Below are 21,788 nucleotides of genomic sequence, written 5' to 3'. Positions count from 1 at the left end.
CATCCCTCCTTCACTCCTCGTAAAACATCGAACCGACAATGAAGAAAGAATATCTGATTTACAAACTGAGCGACGAGGTGAAGAACTCGTGCAAGATACCACGTGAGGCTTTTCAGCAGTACGGCGTGAAGCGCGGACTGCGCAATGACGACGGCTCCGGCGTGCTGGTGGGCCTGACCAACATCGGCAACGTGGTGGGTTACGAACGCGACGACGACGGCAAGCTGCAGCCCTGCCGCGGACAACTCTACTACCGCGGCTACGAATTGGACACGCTGGTGTCGCCGCTGTTGCAGGAGAAACGGTTCGGCTTTGAGGAGATTGCCTATCTGGTGCTCTCGGGCAAGCTGCCCGACCAGGAGGAGCTGGCGGCCTTTGAGGAGCTCATCAACGAGAACATGCCGCTCGACCACCGCACCATCGTGCACATCATAGACCTGGAAGGCTCGAACATCATGAACATTCTGGCACGCTGCGTGCTGGAGATGTACACCTTTGACCCCAATCCCGATGACATCTCGCGCGACAACCTGATGCGCCAGTCCATCGAGCTCATCGCCCGGTTTCCCACCATCATTGCCTACGCTTACAACATTTACCGGCACACGGTGCAGGGCCGCAGCCTGAACATACGCCATCCTCGCGAGAACAAGACCATTGCCGAGAACTTCCTCTACATGCTCAAGGAGGGCAACTACACGGAACTGGACGCACGCATGCTCGACCTGTTGCTCATCATCCAGGCCGAGCACGGCGGCGGTAACAACTCGACGTTCACCGTGCGCGTCACCTCTTCGACCCGCACCGACACCTACTCGAGCATTGCTGCGGGCATCGGTTCGCTGAAAGGTCCGCTCCACGGCGGTGCCAATATCAAGGCCATCAACATGTTCCACCACCTGAAAGAGGCCATCTCCGACTGGACCAACATAGACGAGATAGACACCTACCTGTTGCGCATGCTCAACAAAGAGGCCTACGACAAGTCGGGACTCATCTATGGCATCGGCCATGCCGTCTACACCGTGAGCGACCCGCGCGCCGAAGAACTGAAGCGGCTCGCCGGCGAACTGGCCCGTGAGAAAGGACGCGAAAAGGAATACGAGTTCTTGAAACTCATCGAGGAGGAGGGCGTGAAGTGCGTGTCGGCCTTCCGGCAGTCGAAGAAACCCATCTGTGCCAACCTCGATTTCTACAGCGGCTTCATCTATGAGATGATTGGATTGCCGCAGGAAATCTATACGCCTATCTTTGCCATGGCCCGCATTGTGGGCTGGACGGCCCACCGCATCGAGGAACTCAACTTCGAGAGCCGGCGCATCATCCGCCCCGCCTACAAGAATATCCTCACGCCGAAGGCGTATGTGGCGATTAAGGACAGGTAGATTTTGTCTGTGGAGTTAGGGAGTTAAGGATTTAACTCCCTAACTCCTTAACTGTCATCCCCGCATTGTTCCCGCCTGCCGGAGCAGGTCTTTCACCACTTCTCCGGCGACGATGAGGCCGGCGGCGGCGGGAACAAAGGCGTTGCTGGCCGGAATGCTGCGGCGGCCGCTGCTCGTGGGTAGGCCCTGGTCGGGGCAGTCGCAGGGCGACGGGCAGGAGTCGGCCTCGTCATGGATGGGCGTGAGCGGCTCCTCCTCGCTGTAGACCACCTTGAGGCGTGGGATGCCGAGCTTGCGCAGCTTCTTGCGAATGACCTTGGCCAGCGGGTCCATCTGTGTCTTGTTGATGTCGGTGACACGGAATCCCGTGGGGTCGAGCTTGTTGGCGGCGCCCATACTCGAGATGATGGGCACGTGGAGCTCGTGGCAACGACGGATGAGTTCGAGCTTGGCCGACACCGTGTCGATGCAGTCGGCCACGTAGTCGAACTGCGAGAGGTCGATGGAATTGGCATTCTGCGGCAGGTAGAACATTTGGCATTTGCAAACGATGCAGTGGGGATTGATGTCGTGCACACGGTCGGCGGCCACGTCCACCTTGTATTTGCCCACGGTGGAGAGCAGGGCATGGAGCTGCCGGTTCAGGTTGGAGAGGCACACGCGGTCGTTGTCGACAAGGGTGAGCCCGCCCACACCGCTGCGTGCCAGTGCCTCGACGGCATAGCCGCCCACGCCGCCCACGCCGAAGACGGCCACCCGTGCACGGCCGAGCGTGTCCATGGCGGGCTGACCCAGTAGCATGCGGGTGCGGGAGAATTGATCTTGCATATCCTGTATTTTGGTCTTTTGGGCTGCAAAGTTACTTAAATTTTTCCTATCTTTGCGGGCAGAACATCAGAAAACCCAAGAGACGACAACGATGGACAAACAATTTGACGGCGAGTTCGAGACTTATTGGCGGGCCCATGAAGCCCAGCTGTTGCGCTGTGCACCGTTGCAGCTGCGCGAGGAGCGCGAGAACAATGGAAAGATGAACACGGCCGGCGACTGGTTGCTGTTTGTGCTGCCCGTGACGGCGACGGTGGGCTTTATGAACGCTGGATGGCTGCACAACGAGATGGTCAACTTGCTGGCTGGGCTGGGCGTAGGCGCGGCGGCCTTCGTGCTGACCATGTTTGTGAAGCCCTACGTGACGGGCAAGCGGAGCATTGTGGACATCAATGCCGACATCAAACGGCACTTCTACCGCGTGTATCAGGAGCAGGGCATTGAGGGATTGGAGCAGATGGTGGGGCGTGGTTAGTCGTGCATCAGGTTGCTCATGACGGTGTTGCTGATGCTGATGCCGGCGCGGGTGAGGCGTAGCCGTCCGTCTTCGAGGCGTAGCAGGCTGCGGTTCAGGTAGTCCTGCGCGTTTCGTAGCAGGTAGTCTCGGTAGGCGGGGGCGAGCTCTTCGAGGGCAATGCCCTCGCTGGTGCGCAGGCGGGTCATGACCAATTCGTCGTATTTCGTATTGTCGTCCAGCTGCTCGGTTTCGCTGGGCAGCCGGCCTTGTTCGATGGCACGGATGTATTGCAGCACGTCGGCCACGTTCCATTGGCGGGTGTCGATGGCGTAGGAGTGGGCCGCAGCCCCCAGCCCGATGTAGGGAACGCCCTGCCAGTAGCTCGAATTGTGGCGGCTGCGGAAGCCCGGCCGGGCGAAATTGCTGATTTCGTAGTGCTCGTAGCCGGCGGCGGTGAGCCGGTCGACAAGCGTGTCGTACATGGTGAGGCTCAGTTCCTCGCTGATTTCTTCCACTTTCTTTTTCGCCAACAACCCGTGGAGCGGCGTGCCCTCCTCGTACATCAAGCTGTAGGCTGACAGGTGCTCGGGCTGCAAGTGCAGGGCATGAGTGAGGTCGTGTTGCCAGTCGTCCAGGGTCTCTCCCGGAAATCCGAACATCAGATCGATGCTGATATTGTTGATGCCTTGCCGGCGCAGGGCATCGACTGCCCGGTCCACCTCGGTCGCTGTGTGGCGTCGACGGAGGAAGTGCAGCCGTCCGTCGTCGAAAGTCTGGGCCCCCATGCTCACCCGGTTGACGGGCAGATGGCGGGGCAGCCCCTCCGGAATATCGTCGGGATTGCACTCCATCGTCACCTCGGCGCCGGCTCGCACAGGGTACACCTTATATATATAGGAGAACAATCGGTCGAGTTGGGCGGGCGTGAGCTGGCTTGGCGTGCCGCCGCCGAGGTAGATTGTGGAGAGCTCGGGGCGTTCGGGGCGCAACTCCATCTCGCGGCACAGAGCCTCTACATAGCGGTCGCGCAGCCCGGGGAGCGTGGTGGAGTAGAACCCGCAGTAGATGCAGCGGCTCGCACAGAAAGGAATATGGATGTAAAGGCCTGCCATAAGAAACGTGGATTGATGGTTCCGAGCGCACAAAAGTACTAAGAAGTTTTAAAATAAGCCGGTTTCCCGGGGCTTTCTTTTGGAGCCTATTTGTTTTTTGCCTATCTTTAGCAACGTTTTGGAGACGACGGCTCCTAACCTTAACAAGACACTTATACATTACTAACAACTTAAATCTTTTGATATGAGAGTATATCAGACAGACGAAATCAAAAACATTGCCTTGCTGGGCAGTGCGGGTAGCGGCAAGACCACTCTTGCCGAGAGTATGCTTTACGAAGCCGGCATCATCAAGCGTCGTGGCTCCATCGAGGGCAAGAACACCGTGAGCGACTACTTCCCCGTGGAGTTGGAATATGGCTATTCGGTATTCCCGACGGTCTTCCATGTTGAGTGGAACAACAAGAAGCTGAACATTATTGATTGTCCCGGCTCGGACGATTTTGTGGGCGGTGCCATCACTTCGCTCAATGTAACTGACCAGGCAGTGATACTCATCAACGGCCAGTATGGCCCCGAAGTGGGTACGCAGAACTGCTTCAGATATACTGAAAAGCTCAAGAAACCGGTCATCTTCCTCATCAATCAACTCGATTCCGAGAAGTGCGACTATGACAATATCATCTCTACGATGCAGGAGATTTACGGCCCTAAGTGCGTGCAGATACAATATCCGCTGGAGACCGGGCCGGGTTTCCACAGCCTTATAGACGTGCTTATCATGAAGAAACTTTCCTGGGGACCCGATGGTGGCGAGCCCAAGCGCGAGGAAATCCCCGCCGAGGAGATGGACAAGGCCATGGAATTGCACAAGGCTCTCGTAGAGGCGGCCGCCGAAAACGACGATGCGCTGATGGAGAAATTCTTTGAGGAAGAGGCGCTTTCGGAAAACGAGATGCGCGAGGGCATCCGCAAAGGACTCGTGACCCGCAGCATCTTCCCCGTATTCTGCGTGGATGCCCACAAGGACATGGGCGTGCAGCGACTCATGGAATTTCTGGGCAATGTGGTGCCTTTCGTGAGCGAAATGCCGCGAGTGCGCAATACCCGGGGCGAGGAAGTGGCTCCCGAGAGCAACGGTGTGGAACGCCTTTACTTCTTCAAGACCGGTATGGAACCCCATATCGGCGAGGTGTCGTACTTCAAGGTGATGAGCGGCAGCGTGAGGTCGGGCGACGATCTGAGCAATGCCGACCGTGGCTCCAAGGAGCGGCTGGGCCAGATTTATGCCTGTGCCGGCGCCAACCGGCTGCCTGTGGACCAGCTCAATGCCGGCGACATCGGCTGCACGGTGAAGCTGAAAGACGTGAAGACAGGCAATACCCTGAACGGCAAGGGAGCCGAAGACCGATTTGATTTTATCAAATATCCTAACTCGAAATACAGTCGTGCCATCAAGTCGAACAGTCCACAGGACATGGAGAAGCTGATGGCCGCCCTGCTGAAGATGCGCCAGGAAGACCCCACGTGGGTGGTGGAGCAGAGCAAGGAACTGCGTCAGACCATCGTGCACGGACAGGGAGAGTTCCATTTGCGCACGCTGAAGTGGCGGCTGGAGAACAACGAGAAGCTGGCCGTGACCTTTGGCGAGCCGAAGATTCCCTATCGCGAGACCATCACCAAGAAAGCTAAGGCGGAGTATCGCCATAAGAAACAGAGCGGCGGCGCCGGTCAGTTCGGCGAGGTACACCTCATTGTGGAGCCTTACGCCGAGGGTATGCCCGACCCCACATCCTATAGTTTTAACGGCCAGGAGTTCAAGATGAACATCAAGTCGAGGGAGGAAAAAGACCTGCCTTGGGGCGGCAAGCTGGTGTTTATCAACTCTGTGGTGGGTGGTGCCATCGACCTTCGGTTCATGCCTGCCATCCTCAAGGGCGTGATGGACTGTATGGAACGCGGCCCCCTCACGGGCAGCTATGCCCGTGATGTGCGTGTCGTGGTGTTCGATGGAAAGATGCACCCCGTGGACTCCAACGAGCTCTCGTTCACGTTGGCGGCCCGACACGCTTTCTCGGATGCCTTTAAAGCCGCCGGCCCCAAGATACTGGAGCCCATCTATGACTTGGAAGTCTATGTGCCGTCCGACTATATGGGCGACGTGATGAGCGACCTGCAGGGCCGCCGTGCCATCATCATGGGCATGGATGCAGAGGCTGGTTATCAGAAACTTGCCGCCAAAATTCCGTTGAAAGAACTCGCCAACTACAGCGTGGCACTGAGCTCACTCACTGGCGGCAGGGCCAGCTTCACCACCAAGTTTGCGAGCTACGAGCTTGTGCCCAACGACATGCAGCAGAAGTTGATAGCCGAACACGAGGCCGAAGCCGCCGAGGAGGAAGCCTGAACTACCGGGGAAAAGGCTTGAGCCGAAATCTCCCGGAGGCACGACGCTCCCAATTGAAAGTCCCCGTCTTTCCGTCATGGAAAGGCGGGGACTTGGTTGTTTATAGGGCATCAATGGCCTTTTGATTAGTTAAAATCATTGAATTTGGGCGAAAGAATTAACAGTTGAATGTTAAGCAATTAAGTTTTTGCCTATCTTTGTCCGCATGAAGAAGAAGACCATTTGGACGATTGCCATTGTCATGGGGCTGTCCTTCGTCATCCTGCTTGGCCTCCAGCTGACCTATATTCAGGAGATGGCCAACATGAAGAAGGAGCAGTTCGACGAGAGTGTAAACCGCGCTCTCTATCAGGCCTCGCGCAATTTGGAGCTCAACGAGACCCTCCGCTATCTGGAAAAGGATGTCAACGAGACTGAGCGCAGGGCCTACCGCAAGGACAGCGTGGGCACCCGGTCGGGGCAACCCAACGATGGTACGGTGCAATACTCCCATCAATATTCCGTGGCCGGCAGGGACGGCACGGTGTATTCTTCGTTCGAGCTGAAGACGCTGGCCACCCGTCCGGGCAGCATGCCTAAGGCAATGATTTTGCGAACAGACAAGAATTCGGCCGCCGCAGCCAGTAAATCGTTGCAGGAAATCGTGAAGAACCGCTATGTCTATCAGAAGGCTTTGCTCGACGAAGTGGTGATGAACATGCTCTATTCGGCCTCGGAAAAGCCGCTGAAAGAGCGGGTCAACTTCAAGATTCTCGACCAGGATCTCAAGGCCGAACTGATGAACAACGGCATCAACATCCCTTACCACTTCACCGTGTGCACGCAGGACGGCCGCGAGGTGTACCGCTGTCCTGACTACACTGACGAGGGCGTCAGGTACACTTACACGCAGGTACTCTTCCGCAACGACCCCTCATCAAAGATGGGTGTGGTGAAAGTCCATTTCCCCGACATCGACAGTTACATCTTCTCCAGCGTGCGGTTTATGATACCCAGCGTGGTGTTCACGTTCATTTTGCTGATTACGTTCATCTTCACCATCATGGTCATCTTCCGCCAGAAGCGGTACAGCGAGATCAAAAACGACTTCATCAACAACATGACCCACGAGCTGAAGACACCCATTGCCAGCATCTCCCTGGCTGCCCAAATGCTTAACGACGACTCCGTGACCAAGAGCGACAAGATGATGAAGCACCTCACCGGAGTGGTGACCGACGAGACCAAGCGGCTGCGCTTCCTCGTGGAGAAAGTACTTCAGATGTCGATGTTCGACCGTAAGAAAGCCTCGTTCAAGAAGAAACACCTCGACTTGAACGAGATGGTAGAGACGATTGCCAACTCCTTCAGCCTCCGGGTGGAGCACACCGGAGGCAAAATCTATGTCGAGGTGGAGGCTGTCGAGTCGGGCATCTACGTGGATGAGGTGCACTTTCAGAACGTGATCTTCAACCTGATGGACAATGCCGTGAAGTACCGCAAGCCCGAGGAGCCGCTCAATGTCTACCTCAGGACGTGGAACGACGACCAAAATCTCTACCTTTCGGTACGCGATACCGGCATGGGCATGAAGAAAGAGAACTTGAAAAAAATCTTCGACAAGTTCTATCGGGTGCATACCGGCAACGTGCACGACGTGAAAGGATTCGGCCTTGGACTAGCCTACGTGCGCAACGTGGTCGTCTTGCATGATGGCGACATCCGTGTGGACAGCGAGTATGGCAATGGCACCACGTTCACCATCAAGCTGCCCGTCATCAAGGACGAATAGGCCGCGGCGCCACGGCTCCGGCCCCTGCGCGGTGCCTCCGGGTTCCGATGGCAGACAAAAGAATCATTCATTTTAAAAGTATAAGACTATGGACGAGAGAATTAAAGTCCTGCTTTGCGAGGACGACGAGAACCTGGGAACGCTGCTTTGCGAGTATCTGATCGCCAAAGGCTACGATGCCGTGCTCTGCCCCGACGGCGAAGCGGGCTACCGGGAGTTTACCAAGGACAAGTTCGACATCTGCATCCTTGACGTGATGATGCCCAAGAAAGACGGCTTCTCACTGGCCCAGGACATCCGGCAAATCAATTCGCAGGTGCCCATCATCTTCCTCACGGCCCGCGTGCAGAAAGAAGACGTGCTTGAGGGATTCGACAAAGGAGCCGACGACTACATCACCAAGCCTTTCTCCATGGAGGAACTGGTGAAGCGTGTGGAGGCCATCCTGCGTCGGGTGCGCGGCAAAAAGAACAAGGAGAGCACGCGCTACAAGATTGGCCGCTACACTTTCGACACCCAGAAACAGTTGCTCACCATTGCCGACAAGCAGACCAAGCTCACCACTAAGGAGAACGAACTGCTGGCCCTGCTCTGCTCGCATGCCAACGAGATACTCAAGCGCAATGATGCCTTGCGCACCATCTGGATCGACGACAACTACTTCAACGCCCGTTCCATGGACGTATATATCACCAAGCTGCGCAAGCATCTGAAAGACGACGACCAGGTGGAAATCATCAACATTCACGGCCAGGGCTACAAACTCATCGTGCCCGACGAGGACTAAGAGTCATGAGAACAGGTCTCGCCGAGGCCTCTATGCCACGGGGACAGCTACCGTTCAGTAGCTGCCCCCGTGTTTTTCGTGCTGCACGTAGCCCGCAATGCCGGCGGCAATGAGCGCCACCGGAACAAAGAGGCACAGGTTGTAGTTGGTGAGTCCCGCCGCATAGCTCACAGCGATGAGCGCCACCCCTGCATACACCAGCGGCAGCCCCCACAGGCGTCTGTGTCTGCGGACCCATGAGCGGGCGGCGGCCCAGCCCCTGCGTATGGTCTGCATCTTCTTCATTGCGGCTGCAAAAGTACGAATAAAAGGGAGTCTAAAGCTCGCAATTTATGTTAAAAAGCGAAAAAACAATGCGTCTACGGCCTTTTGTCTCGCCGATTATTGGTACCTTTGCACCCGCATTTTGCACAATAACATTTATTTCATTACAAGTTTAGTATGAATCAATACGAAACCGTTTTCATTTTGACTCCCGTTTTGTCTGATGAACAGATGAAGGAAACGGTCGCTAAATTCAAGAAACTGCTCACCGACAAGGGTGCTGAAATCCTGAATGAAGAGGCCTGGGGACTGAAGAAGATGGCTTATGCCATCGAGAAGAAATCGACCGGCTTCTACTGCCTGTTGCAGTTCAAGGCAGAGCCGTCGGTAGTTGACACACTTGAGACAGGCTATCGCCGTGACGAGAAAGTGATTCGTTTCATGACCGTGAAGCTCGACAAGTTCTCCATTGCTTATGCAGAGAAGCGTCGTGCAAAGTGGGCAGCTAAAGTGGAGGCATAATTATGGCAGAGCAGAAGAAATCAGAAATCCGTTATTTGAACGCTCCTTCTATCGACACCAAGAAGAAGAAGTACTGCCGTTTCAAGAAGAGCGGCATCAAGTATATCGACTACAAGGATCCCGAGTTCCTGAAGAAGTTCCTCAACGAACAGGGCAAGATCCTTCCGCGCCGCATCACCGGCACCTCGCTAAAATACCAGCGTCGTGTGGCCCAGGCCATCAAGCGTGCACGTCAGATTGCACTGCTTCCATACGTAACCGACATGATGAAGTAAGACAAGGAGGCTAAGATATGGAGATTATACTGAAAGAAGATATTATCGGTCTTGGATATAAGAACGACATTGTGAACGTGAAGAGCGGCTACGGCCGTAACTATCTCATCCCCACGGGCAAGGGCGTCATTGCCTCCGAGAGTGCCAAGAAGGTGCTCGCCGAGAACCTGCGTCAGCAGGCCGGCAAGCTCGCCGCCCTGAAGGCCGAGGCCGAGAAGCGTGCCGAGGCTCTGAAAGACGTAGCTCTGGAGATCAGCGCCAAGGTGGCAGCCACCGGCCATCTCTATGGCTCGGTCAATGCAGCTACCGTGGCCGAGGAGCTGGCCAAGCGCGGCATTGAGGTTGACCGCAAGATTGTCACCATGCGCGATGCCCGCAAGCTGGGCGATTTCGAGGCCGTGGTTCACTTCCACAAGGAGGTTGAGGTGCGCGTGCCCGTGAAGGTTGTTGCCGAGAACGCCCCTGTGCCCGCCCCCGTCGAGGAGGCTCCCGCAGAGGTTGCCCCCGAGGCTCCCGTGGCCGAGGAGGAGGCACCCGCAGCCGAATAGGCAGGGCCCGATTGCGCACTGCAAAGCATATCTACATACAAATCCCTGCCACCATGCCGGTGACAGGGATTTTTTCTTGTAATTCCTACATGGCGTTGGTGCGAAAATGCCTTTTTTTTCGTACCTTTGCAGGTAGATTATTCAAACTCAATCAGAACAAAACATGAAAGCATTTGTATTCCCCGGACAGGGCTCGCAGTTCGTAGGAATGGGCAAGGACCTCTACGATAACAATGCGTTGGCCAAGGAACTGTTCGACAAGGCCGATGAGATTCTCGGCTTCAAGATAACCGACATTATGTTTTCCGGCACCGACGACCAGCTCAAGGAGACGCGCGTCACCCAGCCGGCCGTGTTTCTTCACAGCGTCATCTCGGCGCTTTGCATGGGCGACGCCTTTGCTCCCGACATGGTGGCCGGCCACTCGCTGGGCGAGTTCTCGGCCCTCGTGGCTGCCGGTGCACTGAGCTTTGAGGACGGTCTGCGCCTTGTGGCCGCCCGTGCCAACGCCATGCAGAAAGCCTGTGAGGCCAATCCCGGCACCATGGCCGCCATCATCGGCGTGGCCGACGACAAGGTGGAGGAGATATGTGCCGAGGTCAGCGCCACTGGCAAGGTGGTGGTGGCCGCCAACTACAACTGCCCCGGGCAGCTCGTCATCTCGGGCGACGAGGCCGGCATTCTCGAGGCTTGCGACAAGCTGAAGGCCGCCGGCGCCAAGCGTGCCCTGCCGCTCAAGGTGGGCGGTGCGTTCCACTCGCCGCTTATGCAGCCCGCCAAGGACGAGCTGCAGGCTGCCATCGAGCAGACGGCCATCGCCGCACCCAAGTGCCCCGTCTACCAGAACGTGGACGGCAAGCCCCACACTGATGCCGCCGAAATCAAGCAGAACCTCATCGCGCAGCTCACCAGTTCCGTGCGTTGGACGTCCAGCGTGCAGAACATGATTGCCGACGGTGCCGACGATTTCACCGAGTGCGGCCCCGGCAAAGCTCTGCAGGGCATGATTGCCCGCATCGACAAGACAGTGGTCGCCCGCGGCATTGCCTGAAAACAGACCCCTACACCGAGAGACGGCACCGGCCCGACGCGTGGCCGGTGCCGTCCCTTTTTACACCAAGACATCTGCTAAACACGTTGCGCACCGACGCATCATGAACAGTAAACTATTTATTTATCAGGTTCTCCCACGCCTCTTTGGCAACCCGAACAGCACCCGGAAGAAGAACGGCACGCTTCTCGAGAACGGCGTGGGCAAGATGAACGATTTCGATGCGGTGCGTCTGCGCCGCATCCGGGGCATGGGATTCACCCATGTCTGGTACACTGGCGTCATCCGTCACGCCACCACCACCGACTATTCCTGCTACGGCATTCCCCGGCAGCACGCCTCGGTGACGAAAGGCAAGGCCGGTTCGCCCTATGCCATCACCGATTATTACGACATCGACCCCGACCTGGCCGTCGACGTGCCCAGCCGTATGGCCGAATTCGAGGCCCTGGTGCAGCGCACCCATGAGGCCGACATGAAGGTCATCATCGACTTTGTGCCCAACCACGTGGCCCGCGAATACCACTCCATTGCACGCCCTGCCGGCGTGCGCGACCTGGGTCAGGACGACCGCACCGACATGCACTTCTCGCCCCGGAACAATTTCTACTATTGTCCCGGCCAGCCGTTCGTGTTGCCCGTGGGGCCGGCCGAGGGCGAGGAGCCCTACGTGGAGATGCCCGCCCGCTGCACGGGCAACGACCGGTTCGACAACCATCCCGGTGTGAACGACTGGTACGAGACAGTGAAGCTCAACTACGGCGTGGACTATTGCGATGCCGGCGGTCGCAGCTTCCACTACGACCCCGTACCCGGCACTTGGAGCAAAATGACCGACATTTTGCTCTTCTGGGCGTCGAAGGGCATCGACGCTTTTCGCTGCGACATGGCTGAGATGGTGCCTTCGCAGTTCTGGGCTTATGCCACCCGCATTGTGAAACTGCGTCATCCCCACGTCGACTTCATCGGCGAGGTGTACGACACGGCCCAGTACCGCACCTACATCCAGGCCGGGTTCGACTACCTCTACGACAAGGTGGGCATGTACGACTGCGTGCGCGACGTCATCTGCGGCCACCGTCCCGCCAGCAGCATCACCTATTGCTGGCAGAGCGTTGACGACATCAAGGACCACATGCTTTACTTCCTCGAGAACCACGACGAGCAGCGCATTGCCAGCGATGCTTTCTGCGGCGACGCCAACCGGGCCCTGCCCGGCGTCATCCTGCTGGCCATGTTGCAGCAGAATCCCTTCATGGTCTACGCCGGTCAGGAGCTGGGCGAGCGCGGCATGGACGAGGAAGGATTCTCCGGACGCGACGGCCGCACCACCATCTTCGACTACTGGCAGCTCGAAAAGCTCTACCGTGGCTACTTCGACCGGCAGCGCCTCGACCCGGCAGAGAAGTGCCTGCAGCTGCGTTACCAGCAGATATTGCACCTGGCCAACCGCGAGGCGGCCGTGCGCGAGGGCAAGTTTTTCGACCTGATGTATGTCAACCCGCAGACGTGGAAGTTCAACCCCCGCCACCAGTTTGCTTTCCTGCGCAAGCATGGCGACGAGGTGTTGCTCATCGTGGTCAACTTCTCCGGCGAGCGCGTGCACGCCGGTGTGGTGATTCCCGGCCATGCCTTCGACTTCCTGCACATGCCCGAGCGCGGGGTGACGGCCATCGACCTGCTGACCGGTCAGGAGATGCCCATCGCCCTGCAGCGCGACGGCACCGTGGATATGGACATCAGGCCCTACGACGGCCGTATTTATAAATTCAGTATCAGTATGGACGAAAATCCCTATGTGCTCAACGTGCATGCCAAGGACGAGTTCCCGCCGGCCCACACGGCCGAGCACCTGCTCAACCAGGTGATGATGCGCATGTTCGGTTGCGGCCGGTCGGCCAACGCCCACATTGAGCGCAAGAAGAGCAAGATGAGCTTCGTGCTCGACCGCAAGCCCACGCGCAAGGAGGAGAAAGCCATCGAGGAGCAGATGAATGCGCTCATCGACGACGACCTGCCCGTGACTTTCGACTACGTCGACCGCCACAACCTGCCCGAGGGCGTGAGCCTCGACCGGCTGCCCAAGGACAGCTCAGACACCATCCGGCTGGTGCGCATCGGCGACTTCGACGTGTGCCCCTGCATCGGCAAGCACGTGCGTTCCACGGCCCAGATAGGCCGCTTCGAGCTGCTCGGCACCAACTGGGACCAGCCGACGATGACCTTCCGCGTGCGCTTCAAGGTGCACCCGTAGGCCCGCGGCCCTACGGGCAACAAAAAAGTGAGGCTCCCGGAGGAGCCTCACTTGATTTCGATTTCTTCTTTCATGTCCAGAAATTCGCCCTTGGAATCGTAAAATTCGTATTGCAAGAAAGCGAGTTTCTGCGACGGAACGATGTGCACGCCCAGTCCGTATTTCTTCTGCCACCTGCGTTTCAGGCTGATAAAGCCCTGGTTGATGTAGGCGGCCACATAGGGATGGACGTGCAGATAGAACTTTCTGACGCCAATCTTGTTGACAAGTTGGTCAATCTTTCCTTCCAGTTGGTCGGTGAAGAGAATGCTCGATTTGATTTTTCCGCTGCCGTTACAGGTGGGGCAGGTCTCCTCCACGTTCACGTCCATGGCCGGGCGCACGCGTTGACGGGTAATCTGCATCAGTCCGAACTTGCTCAGAGGCAGGATGTTGTGCCGTGCCCTGTCTTTCTGCATGGCCTTGCACATGCGTTCGTAGAGCATCTGGCGGTCTTCTGCCAGGTTCATGTCAATGAAGTCCACTACGATGATTCCTCCCATATCTCGCAGTCTGAGTTGTCGGGCCAGTTCGTCGGCGGCACCCAGATTGGTGTCGAGTGCCGTTCCCTCCTGTCCCTTTTCGTTTTTGGAGCGGTTGCCGCTGTTCACATCCACAACGTGCATGGCTTCGGTGTGCTCGATGATGAGGTAGGCCCCGTGGGCGTAGTTCACCGTCTTTCCGAAGCTCGACTTAATCTGCTTGGTGATGCTGAAGTTGTCGAAGATGGGCACTTTTCCCGTGTAAGGCTTGACGATTCGCACCTTCTCTGGGGCGATGAGGCCCACGTAATCCTTTACTTCCTTGAACACGTCTTCGTCGTTCACGAAGATGTTTTCGTAGCTGGGGTTGAAGAGGTCGCGCAGCAAGGCCACTGCCCTGCCGGTCTCTTCGTACACGAGTTGCGGGCGGCTCTGTGTCTTCTGAACCTTGGCGATGGCGTCTTCCCACCGCTTGTTGAGTATCTTCAGCTCGGCATCGAGCTCAGCCACACGCTTGCCTTCGGCCACGGTGCGCACGATGACGCCGCAGTTTTTGGGCTTGATGCTGTGGATGAGTTGCTTGAGGCGGGCTCTCTCTTCTCCGCTTTTGATCTTGGTAGATACCGATACCTTATCGCCAAAGGGCATAAGGACAAGGAAGCGTCCGGCGAAGCTCAGCTCTCCCGTGAGGCGTGGCCCCTTGGTGGAGATGGGTTCCTTCACCACCTGCACCAGCACCTCCTGGCCCACGGTCAGGGTGGTTTGCACGCTGCCGTCCTTTTTCAGGTCGGGCAGTCGGCTGGCTTTGGCAAAGGGGTAGAGCTTCTTGCGGTCGCTCTGTACCTGCTTCAGATACTTTGCGTAAGAATTGAATTGACTTCCCAAGTCAAGGTAATGCAAGAAAGCGTCACGTTCATAACCCACGTCTACAAAGCAGGCGTTCAGGCCCGGCATGAGCTTTTTCACCTTGGCAATGTAGATGTTTCCCACGGAGAAGTTGGCCGATCGCGGCTCGTTCTGGTATTCCACCAGCCGCTTGTCTTCCAAGAGGGCAATGGAAATCTCCTTGGGTTTTACATCGATTACTACTTCGCTTGTCATTTCCTAAACTTTTGTTTGAATGAAGAAAGGGGCGCGCCGCAAAGGCGGGCCCCCTCCTCAGAACGGTCTCTCGGGCTTACTTGCTCTTGTGACGGTTCTTACGTAATCTCTTTTTACGCTTATGCGTGGCCATCTTGTGGCCCTTCTTCTTCTTTCCGTTTGGCATAGCTTTGAATGTTTAAAATGTGGTTATAATATTTGTTTGTTCTTTTTCCGGGAGGTTTGCGGCCGGGATTATTCGCCTTTCATCTCGTCCACGAAAGCCTTGGCCGGCTTAAAGCTCGGCAGGTCGTGGGCGGCGATGGTGATGGTGGTGTTCTTACCGATGTCGCGGGCCGTCTTGGCGGCGCGGTGTTTGATGATGAAGCTGCCGAAGCCACGCAGGTACACGTTCTCCTTCTTTTCGAGCATGCACTTCTTCACGGTTTCCATGAAGCTCTCTATTACGATGGCCACCTCTTTCTTTTGCAGGCCGGTCTGCTCAGTAATCTCACTGATGATATCTGCTTTCGTCATAGCTGATCTTGTGTCTTATATTGTTATCTAATTTTACTTACGCTTTCTTTGCGGTCTGCAAATATACGGGTTTTTCGCGTGATAAGGAAACTTATTTCGGTTTTTTTCGGTGTGATGGGTTAAAATTCTTGGTCGAAGTGTCTAATATTCAAGTCTTTGCCGCCGCCGCCGGGGGAGTGGGGCATGCATGCGGACTGGCCGGCGGGGCCATTTGTCACGTTTCTTCGGGCGGCACGGGTGGGTGTTCGGCGGGGCCTCGGGGCGTGGGGGCGGGCGGCGGCTTTTTTCGTCGTGTCACCACTGCGCCGCCGCGGTGTTTTCTTGGCGGCGCAACGGCGTTGCCGTTACGCCGTAATGGCCGCGCGACGACGGTGCAAACGCTGCGCGATTATGCCGTAACGGCCACGCGATGACGGCGCAAACGGACGGCGGTGAAAGGGTGGGGTGGGTGACGGCGCCGAGTGGTGGTGGGCGTACCAAGGGTTGGCGGAGATTGTTCCAATGGGTGACGGAGGTCATTGCACCGGGTGGGGGCAAAACAAAAAGGACGTATAGCGTGCGCTGTACATCCTTTATCTGTGGTGACTCCGACAGGATTCAAACCTGTAACCTTCTGATCCGTAGTCAGATGCTCTATTCAGTTGAGCTACGGAGCCAAGCCGTTGGTGATGCTTGCAGGGGGAGGAGTGACTTCGCTGGGATTCAAACCCGGAACCTTCTGATCCGTAGTCAGATGCTCTATTCAGTTGAGCTACGAAGCCATGCTGCCTTGTAAGCGAGTGCAAAGGTACGGCGTTTTTCCCGAACAACCAAACATTTGCCGGTCTTTTTTGCCGTACTCGCCTTTTTTTATTTCTTCGACTTGTCGGCGGCGGCCTTGCCCTTGTAGGCCTTGTTCAGCCCGGCCACCACCTCGTTGGTGATGTCGTAGGCCTTGTCGGCATAGAGCACGTTGTCGCCCTGCTTGGCGAAGATCATACCATATTTCTTGTTCTTGTTGTAGATGGCCAGGTAGTGCTGCAGCGAGTCGTGGAGCGCCTTGTTGAATTGGTCGGTCTCGGCCTGGAACTCCGAGCTGAGCCGCTGGTTCAATGCCTGGAGGTCGTTGTTCTGTTTCTGCAGTCCGGCCTGCACGGCCTCGGCCTGCTCGCGGGTGTAAGCGTTGGCCTGCACCTTCTGTTGGAAGTTGGCAGCGGCGGCCTGGAGCTGCTGCTGCTTGTTGGCCAAGGTCTTCTGGATGTTGTTTCCTTTCTGTTGGAGTATCTTGCTGTACTCCTTGCAGAAGTTGTACTGCACCATGATGGAGTCCACCTCAACGTAGGCCATCTTGGTGCCGGCGGCCGTGGCGGCAGCGGCGGGCGCGGCTTTCTCGTCCATTTGGGGCTTGCTCTTGTCACAGGATGCCAGGCACACGGTGGCCAGTGCGGCCACGGCCATTGTGCGGAAAATGCGGTTCTTGTTCATTTCAATATCTGTTTTGTCCTTTTGTTCTCATGCTGTGGGGCGGCGTTCAGCAGGCCTTGCCGGCGCGGCGTGCCTCGCGATCCTGGTCGAGCACGCAGTGGATGCCTCGGTCGCGCATGGCCTTGCTGTCGTGGATGTGTTGGGAGCTGAAGCGGCCGTTGCGCCGAAACACCAGCTTGACGGCCAGCAGGGCCACGGCAATAGCAATTATTAACACGCTGCAGAGCAGAGATTCTGTCATTTTTATTAACTTTGCAGTGTCGTGGGCGCGCCGTCGGGGCATGCGTCCTGACACACGAACGCTGCAAAGTTAGTGCAAAAAGCGCAAAGTGCAAAGAAAAAACGGACAAACCTTTAAAAATAAAATTTAAAAACATCAAGTTATGGCAGAATTGAAACCGGCTCGTGTTTTCGAGCAATTCGCAAGGATCAACCAGATTCCCCGCCCCTCGAAGCACGAGGAACAGATGATAGCATACCTCAAGGAGTTCGGCCGCAAGCGCGGCCTCGAGACGCTGGTCGACGAGACGGGCAATGTCATCATCCGCAAGCCCGCCTCGAAAGGCTATGAGCAGCGGGCCGTCACCGTGCTGCAAAGCCACATGGACATGGTGTGCGACAAGCTGGTCGACGTGGACTTTGACTTCCATAAAGACGCCATCCAGACCTATGTGGAGGGCGACTGGCTGCACGCCAAGGGCACCACGCTGGGGGCCGACGACGGTATCGGCGTGGCCATCGAGCTGGCCCTGCTCGACTCCGACGACCTGGAGCACGGCCCCATCGAGTGCGTGTTCACACGCGACGAGGAGACCGGCCTCACGGGCGCCTTCGGCATGAAGGCGGGCTTCATGACGGGCGACTACCTCATCAACCTCGACTCTGAGGACGAGGGACAGATCTTCGTGTCGTGTGCCGGCGGCATCAACACCACGGCAACGTTCCGCTTCGAGCGCGAGAAGGCTCCTGAAAGACACTTCTTCATCGAGGCCTCGCTCAAGGGACTCAACGGCGGCCACTCGGGCGACGACATCGAGAAGAAGCGTGCCAACGCCATCAAGCTCATGGCCCGCTTCCTCTATATGCAGCAGGAGAAGCTCGACCTGCGCCTGGCACAGTGGAATTCGGGCAAAATGCACAACGCCATTCCGCGCGACGGAAAGATTGTGTTTGCCGTGCCGGCCGACCGGAAGGAGCAGGTGCGGGCCGACTGGAACGTGTTTACAAGCGAGGTGGAAGACGAGTTCCACGTGACCGACAAGAACATGGTGTGGAACATGGAAAGCGCCGAAGCCCAGACCGTGATGCCCAAGACGGTGAGTGTCGGCCTCATCCGCGCCGTGCAGGCCATGGACAACGGCGTGCTGGCCATGTGCCAGGACGAGGCCCTGGCCTCGATGGTCGAGACGTCGAGCAACGTGGCCAGCGTGCAAAGCAGCGAGGGCGAGGTGGTCGTGGTGACCAGTCAGCGTTCCAATGTGATGAGCAATCTGCGCAACATGGCCGACAGCGTGAAGGCCGTGTTCCAGTTGGCCGGCGCCGATGTGGTGCAGAACGACGGCTATCCCGCCTGGAAGATGAACCCCGACTCCAAGCTCGTCAAGGTGACGGTGGACGCCTACCGCAAGCTCTTCGGCAAGGAGCCGCAGGTGAAAGGCATCCATGCCGGACTGGAGTGCGGCTTGTTCTCCGAGAAGTATCCGCACCTCGACATGGTGAGCTTCGGGCCCACGCTGCGCTGCGTCCATACGCCCGACGAGCGTCTCAGTATCCCCACGGTGCAGATGGTGTGGGATCACCTGCTCGAGATTCTGAAGAACATTCCTGCAAAACAGTAGGCCCATGATGCGATGGTTTGCAGCAGCAGCCCTGGCCGCACTGCTCCTCGTGGGGTGCGGCGAGTCGCGCCAGGCGCGTGGGCTGGTTCGCGACTTCATGGGGCGCGACATGGGACTGGCCGACGCCGAGGTGCTGGAGTGGTCGAAGATGGACTCCACGTTCTTCGTCACCGACTCCGTGGTGCAGGTCATGCGCGTCCGCGCCGCCGCCGCCGGGCAGTTGCGTGCCCACGGCCATGCGGCCTACGTGGCGCCCACGCCCAAACTCCACTTCATCCACGTGCGCTATGTGGCGGGTGGCGACACCCTGCGCCAGACCTTCTACCTCGACGCAGGGCTCACGGGTGTCGTGGGATTCAAGAACGATTAAGTTTTCCGGTGTGGATGGCTCTTCGGTCATGTCGGGCCGAAGGGCCGTTTGCACGGCCCGCAAGGGGCAAACAAATACCCCAATCCACGGTATCACTACTCGGATTGGGGCCTTTTAACCTTTTAAAAAACTAACCTTAACCTATTGAAATGAATCTATGTTGCAAATATAAAGATTATTTCAACGCGCCGTGTCAAGAATTCGGTAAATCTTCAAAAAAACTTTGAATGCGGGCGGGGCGGCCGTGCACGCGACCGCGGCTTGGCACATTTTTTGCAAAGTCAGCCCATGTAACTGAATACAATAAATCATTAACGATGAAAAAAGGAAATATCGGGGTTACCACGGAGAACATCTTCCCCGTCATCAAAAAGTTCCTCTACTCAGACCATGAAATCTTTCTTCGCGAGATGGTTTCCAATGCCGTCGATGCCACACAGAAGCTGCGCACCCTGGCCCAAAAGGGCGACTTCAAGGGCGAAGTGGGCGACGAGACCATCCGCATCGCCCTCGATCCGGAGGCCAAGACGCTCACCATCAGCGACCACGGACTGGGCATGACGGCCGAAGAAATCGACAAATACATCAATCAGATAGCCTTCTCGGGCGTCACCGACTTCCTCGACAAGTACAAGGACGAGGCCAATGCCATCATCGGTCACTTCGGATTGGGTTTCTATTCCAGCTTCATGGTGGCCGACCGGGTGGACATTGTCACCCGCTCTTACCGGGAGGACGCACAGCCCGTGCGCTGGAGTTGCGACGGCTCGCCCTCGTTCACGATCGAGGATGCCGACAAGACCGACCGCGGTACAGACATCGTGCTCCACATCGCCGACGACTGCAAGGAGTTCCTCGACAAGGCCCGCATCGAGGCATTGCTCAACAAATACTGCAAGTTCATGGCCGTGCCCGTGGCCTTCGGCAAGAAGACCGAGTGGAAAGACGGCAAGCAAGTGGACACCGACGAGGACAACATCATCAACCATGTGGAGCCGCTCTGGACCAAGGCACCCGCTTCACTGAAGGATGAGGACTACAAGAACTTCTACCGCACGCTCTATCCCATGCAGGACGAACCGCTGTTCTGGATTCACCTCAACGTGGACTTCCCGTTCCATCTCACGGGCATTCTCTATTTCCCGCGCGTGCAGAACAATCTCGAATTGCAGCGCAACAAGATTCAGCTCTACTGCAATCAGGTGTTCGTCACCGACCAGGTGGAGGGCATCGTGCCCGATTTCCTGACGCTGCTCCACGGTGTCATCGACTCGCCCGACATCCCGTTGAACGTGAGTCGCAGCTATCTGCAGAGCGATGCCAACGTGAAAAAGATCTCGACCTACATCACCAAGAAGGTGGCCGACCGGCTGCAACAGATCTTCAAAACCGACCGACAGGACTACGAGAAGAAGTGGGACGACCTGCGTCTGTTCATCAATTACGGCATGCTCTCGCAGGAAGACTTCTACGAGCGCGCCAAGGACTTCGCCCTGTTCAAGGACGTGGACGGCAAGCATTTCACTTTCGAGGAGTACAAAACCCTCATCAAGGACGCGCAAACCGACAAGGACGGCAACCTCGTTTACCTCTACGCCACCAACAAGGAAGAGCAGTACGCCTACGTGGCCAGTGCCCAGAGCAAGGGCTACAGCGTGCTCTGGCTCGATGGCCAGCTCGATGTGCCGATGGTGAGCATGCTCGAACAGAAGCTCGAGAAGAGTCGGTTCACCCGCGTGGACGCCGACATCATCGACCGGCTCATCGTGAAAGACGATGCCAAAAAGGGTGCCGTGGCCGAGGCCGACCGTGACAATCTGTCAGCCGTATTCAGCTCTCAGATGCCCAAAATGGACAAGGCGATGTTCAATGTCGATGTGGAGTCGCTGGGAGAGATGGGCATGCCCGTTGTCATTACCCAGAGCGAGTACATGCGCCGTATGAAGGAAATGAGCCATTTCCAGCCGGGAATGAGCTTCTATGGCCAGATGCCCGACAGCTATACCGTGGTGCTCAATGCCGATCATGCGCTGGTCAAGCAGGTGCTCGACGAGGTGAACGCCGGCACGGCAGAGGCTCTGAAGCCGGTCGACAGCGAGCTCAAGGGATTGCAGGCACGCCTGGCTGCCCTGCATCAGAGCCAGGACGGCAAGAAGCCCGAGGAGCTGACGCAGGAAGAAAAGGACGATGTGCAGAACACCGAAAAGGCGGTGAGCGAGCAGCGCGACAAGCGGAAACAGATACTTTCCGACTGTGCTGCCGGCAACCGCGTCGTGCACCAGCTCATCGATCTGGCCCTGCTCCAGAATGGAATGCTCAAGGGAGAGGCACTCGACAAGTTCCTCAAGCGCAGCATCGAACTCATCAAGTAATGTCT

20 protein-coding genes and 2 tRNA genes are annotated in these 21,788 nt (G+C 57.1%); 13 read left to right on the top strand and 9 right to left on the bottom strand.

The genetic code is table 11. The features are described from left to right. The first annotated feature begins 38 nt into the window (after positions 1-38). Positions 39-1,385: a citrate/2-methylcitrate synthase gene (locus L888_RS0104230; protein WP_005847707.1), complete on the top strand. Its 1,347-nt coding sequence runs from the start codon at positions 39-41 to the stop codon at positions 1,383-1,385. 54 nt (positions 1,386-1,439) lie between these two features. Here L888_RS0104230 and L888_RS0104225 read toward each other — a convergent pair whose 3' ends face one another. Then, positions 1,440-2,213: a tRNA threonylcarbamoyladenosine dehydratase gene (locus L888_RS0104225; RefSeq protein WP_027951975.1), complete on the bottom strand. Its 774-nt coding sequence runs from the start codon at positions 2,211-2,213 to the stop codon at positions 1,440-1,442. 91 nt (positions 2,214-2,304) lie between these two features. On the opposite strand from L888_RS0104225, the gene L888_RS0104220 reads away from it, so the two are divergent. Further along, positions 2,305-2,688 (top strand): hypothetical protein, encoded by a 384-nt coding sequence (locus L888_RS0104220; RefSeq protein ID WP_027951974.1) that lies wholly within the window; start codon positions 2,305-2,307, stop codon positions 2,686-2,688. On the opposite strand, the gene hemW is transcribed toward L888_RS0104220, so the two are convergent. Beyond that, a complete protein-coding gene (gene hemW, locus L888_RS0104215; RefSeq protein ID WP_005847701.1) occupies positions 2,685-3,782 on the bottom strand; it encodes a radical SAM family heme chaperone HemW in 1,098 nt (365 codons plus the stop codon). The genes L888_RS0104220 and hemW overlap by 4 nt on opposite strands. Before the next feature lie 184 nt (positions 3,783-3,966). Here hemW and L888_RS0104210 point away from each other — a divergent pair, with 184 nt between their 5' ends. The 3 genes from L888_RS0104210 (at position 3,967) to rprY (ending at position 8,687) form a co-directional block, all read left to right on the top strand. Further along, the gene (locus L888_RS0104210) at positions 3,967-6,129 is read left to right on the top strand and encodes an elongation factor G (RefSeq protein ID WP_005847699.1); all 2,163 of its coding nucleotides are present in this window, start codon (positions 3,967-3,969) and stop codon (positions 6,127-6,129) included. Positions 6,130-6,334: 205 nt separating this feature from the next. Continuing rightward, positions 6,335-7,900 (top strand): sensor histidine kinase, encoded by a 1,566-nt coding sequence (locus L888_RS0104205; protein ID WP_015310496.1) that lies wholly within the window; start codon positions 6,335-6,337, stop codon positions 7,898-7,900. Positions 7,901-7,988: 88 nt separating this feature from the next. After that, on the top strand, positions 7,989-8,687 hold the full coding sequence (gene rprY / locus L888_RS0104200) for a response regulator transcription factor RprY (RefSeq protein ID WP_005847695.1): 699 nt from the start codon (positions 7,989-7,991) through the stop codon (positions 8,685-8,687). 54 nt (positions 8,688-8,741) lie between these two features. On the opposite strand, the gene L888_RS0104195 is transcribed toward rprY, so the two are convergent. Beyond that, positions 8,742-8,972, bottom strand: coding sequence for a hypothetical protein (locus tag L888_RS0104195; protein ID WP_027951973.1), 231 nt, complete (start codon positions 8,970-8,972; stop codon positions 8,742-8,744). 156 nt (positions 8,973-9,128) lie between these two features. Here L888_RS0104195 and rpsF point away from each other — a divergent pair, with 156 nt between their 5' ends. From rpsF to L888_RS13360, 5 genes are all read left to right on the top strand, one after another. After that, complete coding sequence (gene rpsF, locus L888_RS0104190) at positions 9,129-9,473, top strand: 30S ribosomal protein S6 (protein WP_005847691.1); 345 nt, start codon at positions 9,129-9,131, stop codon at positions 9,471-9,473. Positions 9,474-9,475: 2 nt separating this feature from the next. Next, positions 9,476-9,748, top strand: coding sequence for a 30S ribosomal protein S18 (gene rpsR, locus L888_RS0104185; RefSeq protein WP_005847690.1), 273 nt, complete (start codon positions 9,476-9,478; stop codon positions 9,746-9,748). Positions 9,749-9,765: 17 nt separating this feature from the next. Then, a complete protein-coding gene (rplI, locus tag L888_RS0104180; RefSeq protein ID WP_005847688.1) occupies positions 9,766-10,296 on the top strand; it encodes a 50S ribosomal protein L9 in 531 nt (176 codons plus the stop codon). A gap of 163 nt (positions 10,297-10,459) precedes the next feature. After that, positions 10,460-11,347, top strand: coding sequence for an ACP S-malonyltransferase (gene fabD, locus L888_RS0104175; RefSeq protein ID WP_027951972.1), 888 nt, complete (start codon positions 10,460-10,462; stop codon positions 11,345-11,347). 103 nt (positions 11,348-11,450) lie between these two features. Further along, a complete protein-coding gene (locus L888_RS13360) occupies positions 11,451-13,601 on the top strand; it encodes an alpha-amylase family glycosyl hydrolase (RefSeq protein ID WP_075261836.1) in 2,151 nt (716 codons plus the stop codon). A gap of 47 nt (positions 13,602-13,648) precedes the next feature. On the opposite strand, the gene L888_RS0104165 is transcribed toward L888_RS13360, so the two are convergent. The 6 genes from L888_RS0104165 to L888_RS0104135 all read right to left on the bottom strand — a co-directional run bounded on the left by L888_RS0104165 (position 13,649) and on the right by L888_RS0104135 (position 17,444). Next, positions 13,649-15,223 (bottom strand): Rne/Rng family ribonuclease, encoded by a 1,575-nt coding sequence (locus L888_RS0104165; protein ID WP_005847684.1) that lies wholly within the window; start codon positions 15,221-15,223, stop codon positions 13,649-13,651. A gap of 234 nt (positions 15,224-15,457) precedes the next feature. Beyond that, positions 15,458-15,739 (bottom strand): HU family DNA-binding protein, encoded by a 282-nt coding sequence (locus L888_RS0104155; RefSeq protein ID WP_005847681.1) that lies wholly within the window; start codon positions 15,737-15,739, stop codon positions 15,458-15,460. A gap of 579 nt (positions 15,740-16,318) precedes the next feature. Beyond that, positions 16,319-16,395, bottom strand: a tRNA-Arg gene (locus L888_RS0104150). Positions 16,396-16,426: 31 nt separating this feature from the next. Then, positions 16,427-16,500: transfer RNA gene (locus L888_RS0104145), tRNA-Arg, on the bottom strand. An 88-nt stretch (positions 16,501-16,588) separates the two neighbouring features. Then, entirely contained in the window at positions 16,589-17,203 is a 615-nt protein-coding gene (locus tag L888_RS0104140; RefSeq protein ID WP_027951971.1) for an OmpH family outer membrane protein, read from the bottom strand. A 46-nt stretch (positions 17,204-17,249) separates the two neighbouring features. Then, positions 17,250-17,444, bottom strand: coding sequence for a hypothetical protein (locus L888_RS0104135; RefSeq protein ID WP_015310497.1), 195 nt, complete (start codon positions 17,442-17,444; stop codon positions 17,250-17,252). Between the two features lie 142 nt (positions 17,445-17,586). Between L888_RS0104135 and L888_RS0104130 the strand changes: the two genes are divergently transcribed. The 3 genes from L888_RS0104130 (at position 17,587) to htpG (ending at position 21,783) form a co-directional block, all read left to right on the top strand. Then, positions 17,587-19,041 (top strand): aminoacyl-histidine dipeptidase, encoded by a 1,455-nt coding sequence (locus tag L888_RS0104130; protein ID WP_027951970.1) that lies wholly within the window; start codon positions 17,587-17,589, stop codon positions 19,039-19,041. A gap of 4 nt (positions 19,042-19,045) precedes the next feature. Beyond that, positions 19,046-19,411 (top strand): hypothetical protein, encoded by a 366-nt coding sequence (locus tag L888_RS0104125; protein WP_005847675.1) that lies wholly within the window; start codon positions 19,046-19,048, stop codon positions 19,409-19,411. A gap of 317 nt (positions 19,412-19,728) precedes the next feature. Then, complete coding sequence (gene htpG, locus L888_RS0104115; RefSeq protein WP_027951969.1) at positions 19,729-21,783, top strand: molecular chaperone HtpG; 2,055 nt, start codon at positions 19,729-19,731, stop codon at positions 21,781-21,783. Positions 21,784-21,788: the final 5 nt, after the last annotated feature.

The organism is Hallella seregens ATCC 51272 (assembly GCF_000518545.1).
Lineage (GTDB): Bacteria > Bacteroidota > Bacteroidia > Bacteroidales > Bacteroidaceae > Prevotella > Prevotella seregens.
Note: the sequence above shows the minus strand (reverse complement) of the source record. Positions and strands in the feature narration are given on the sequence as shown.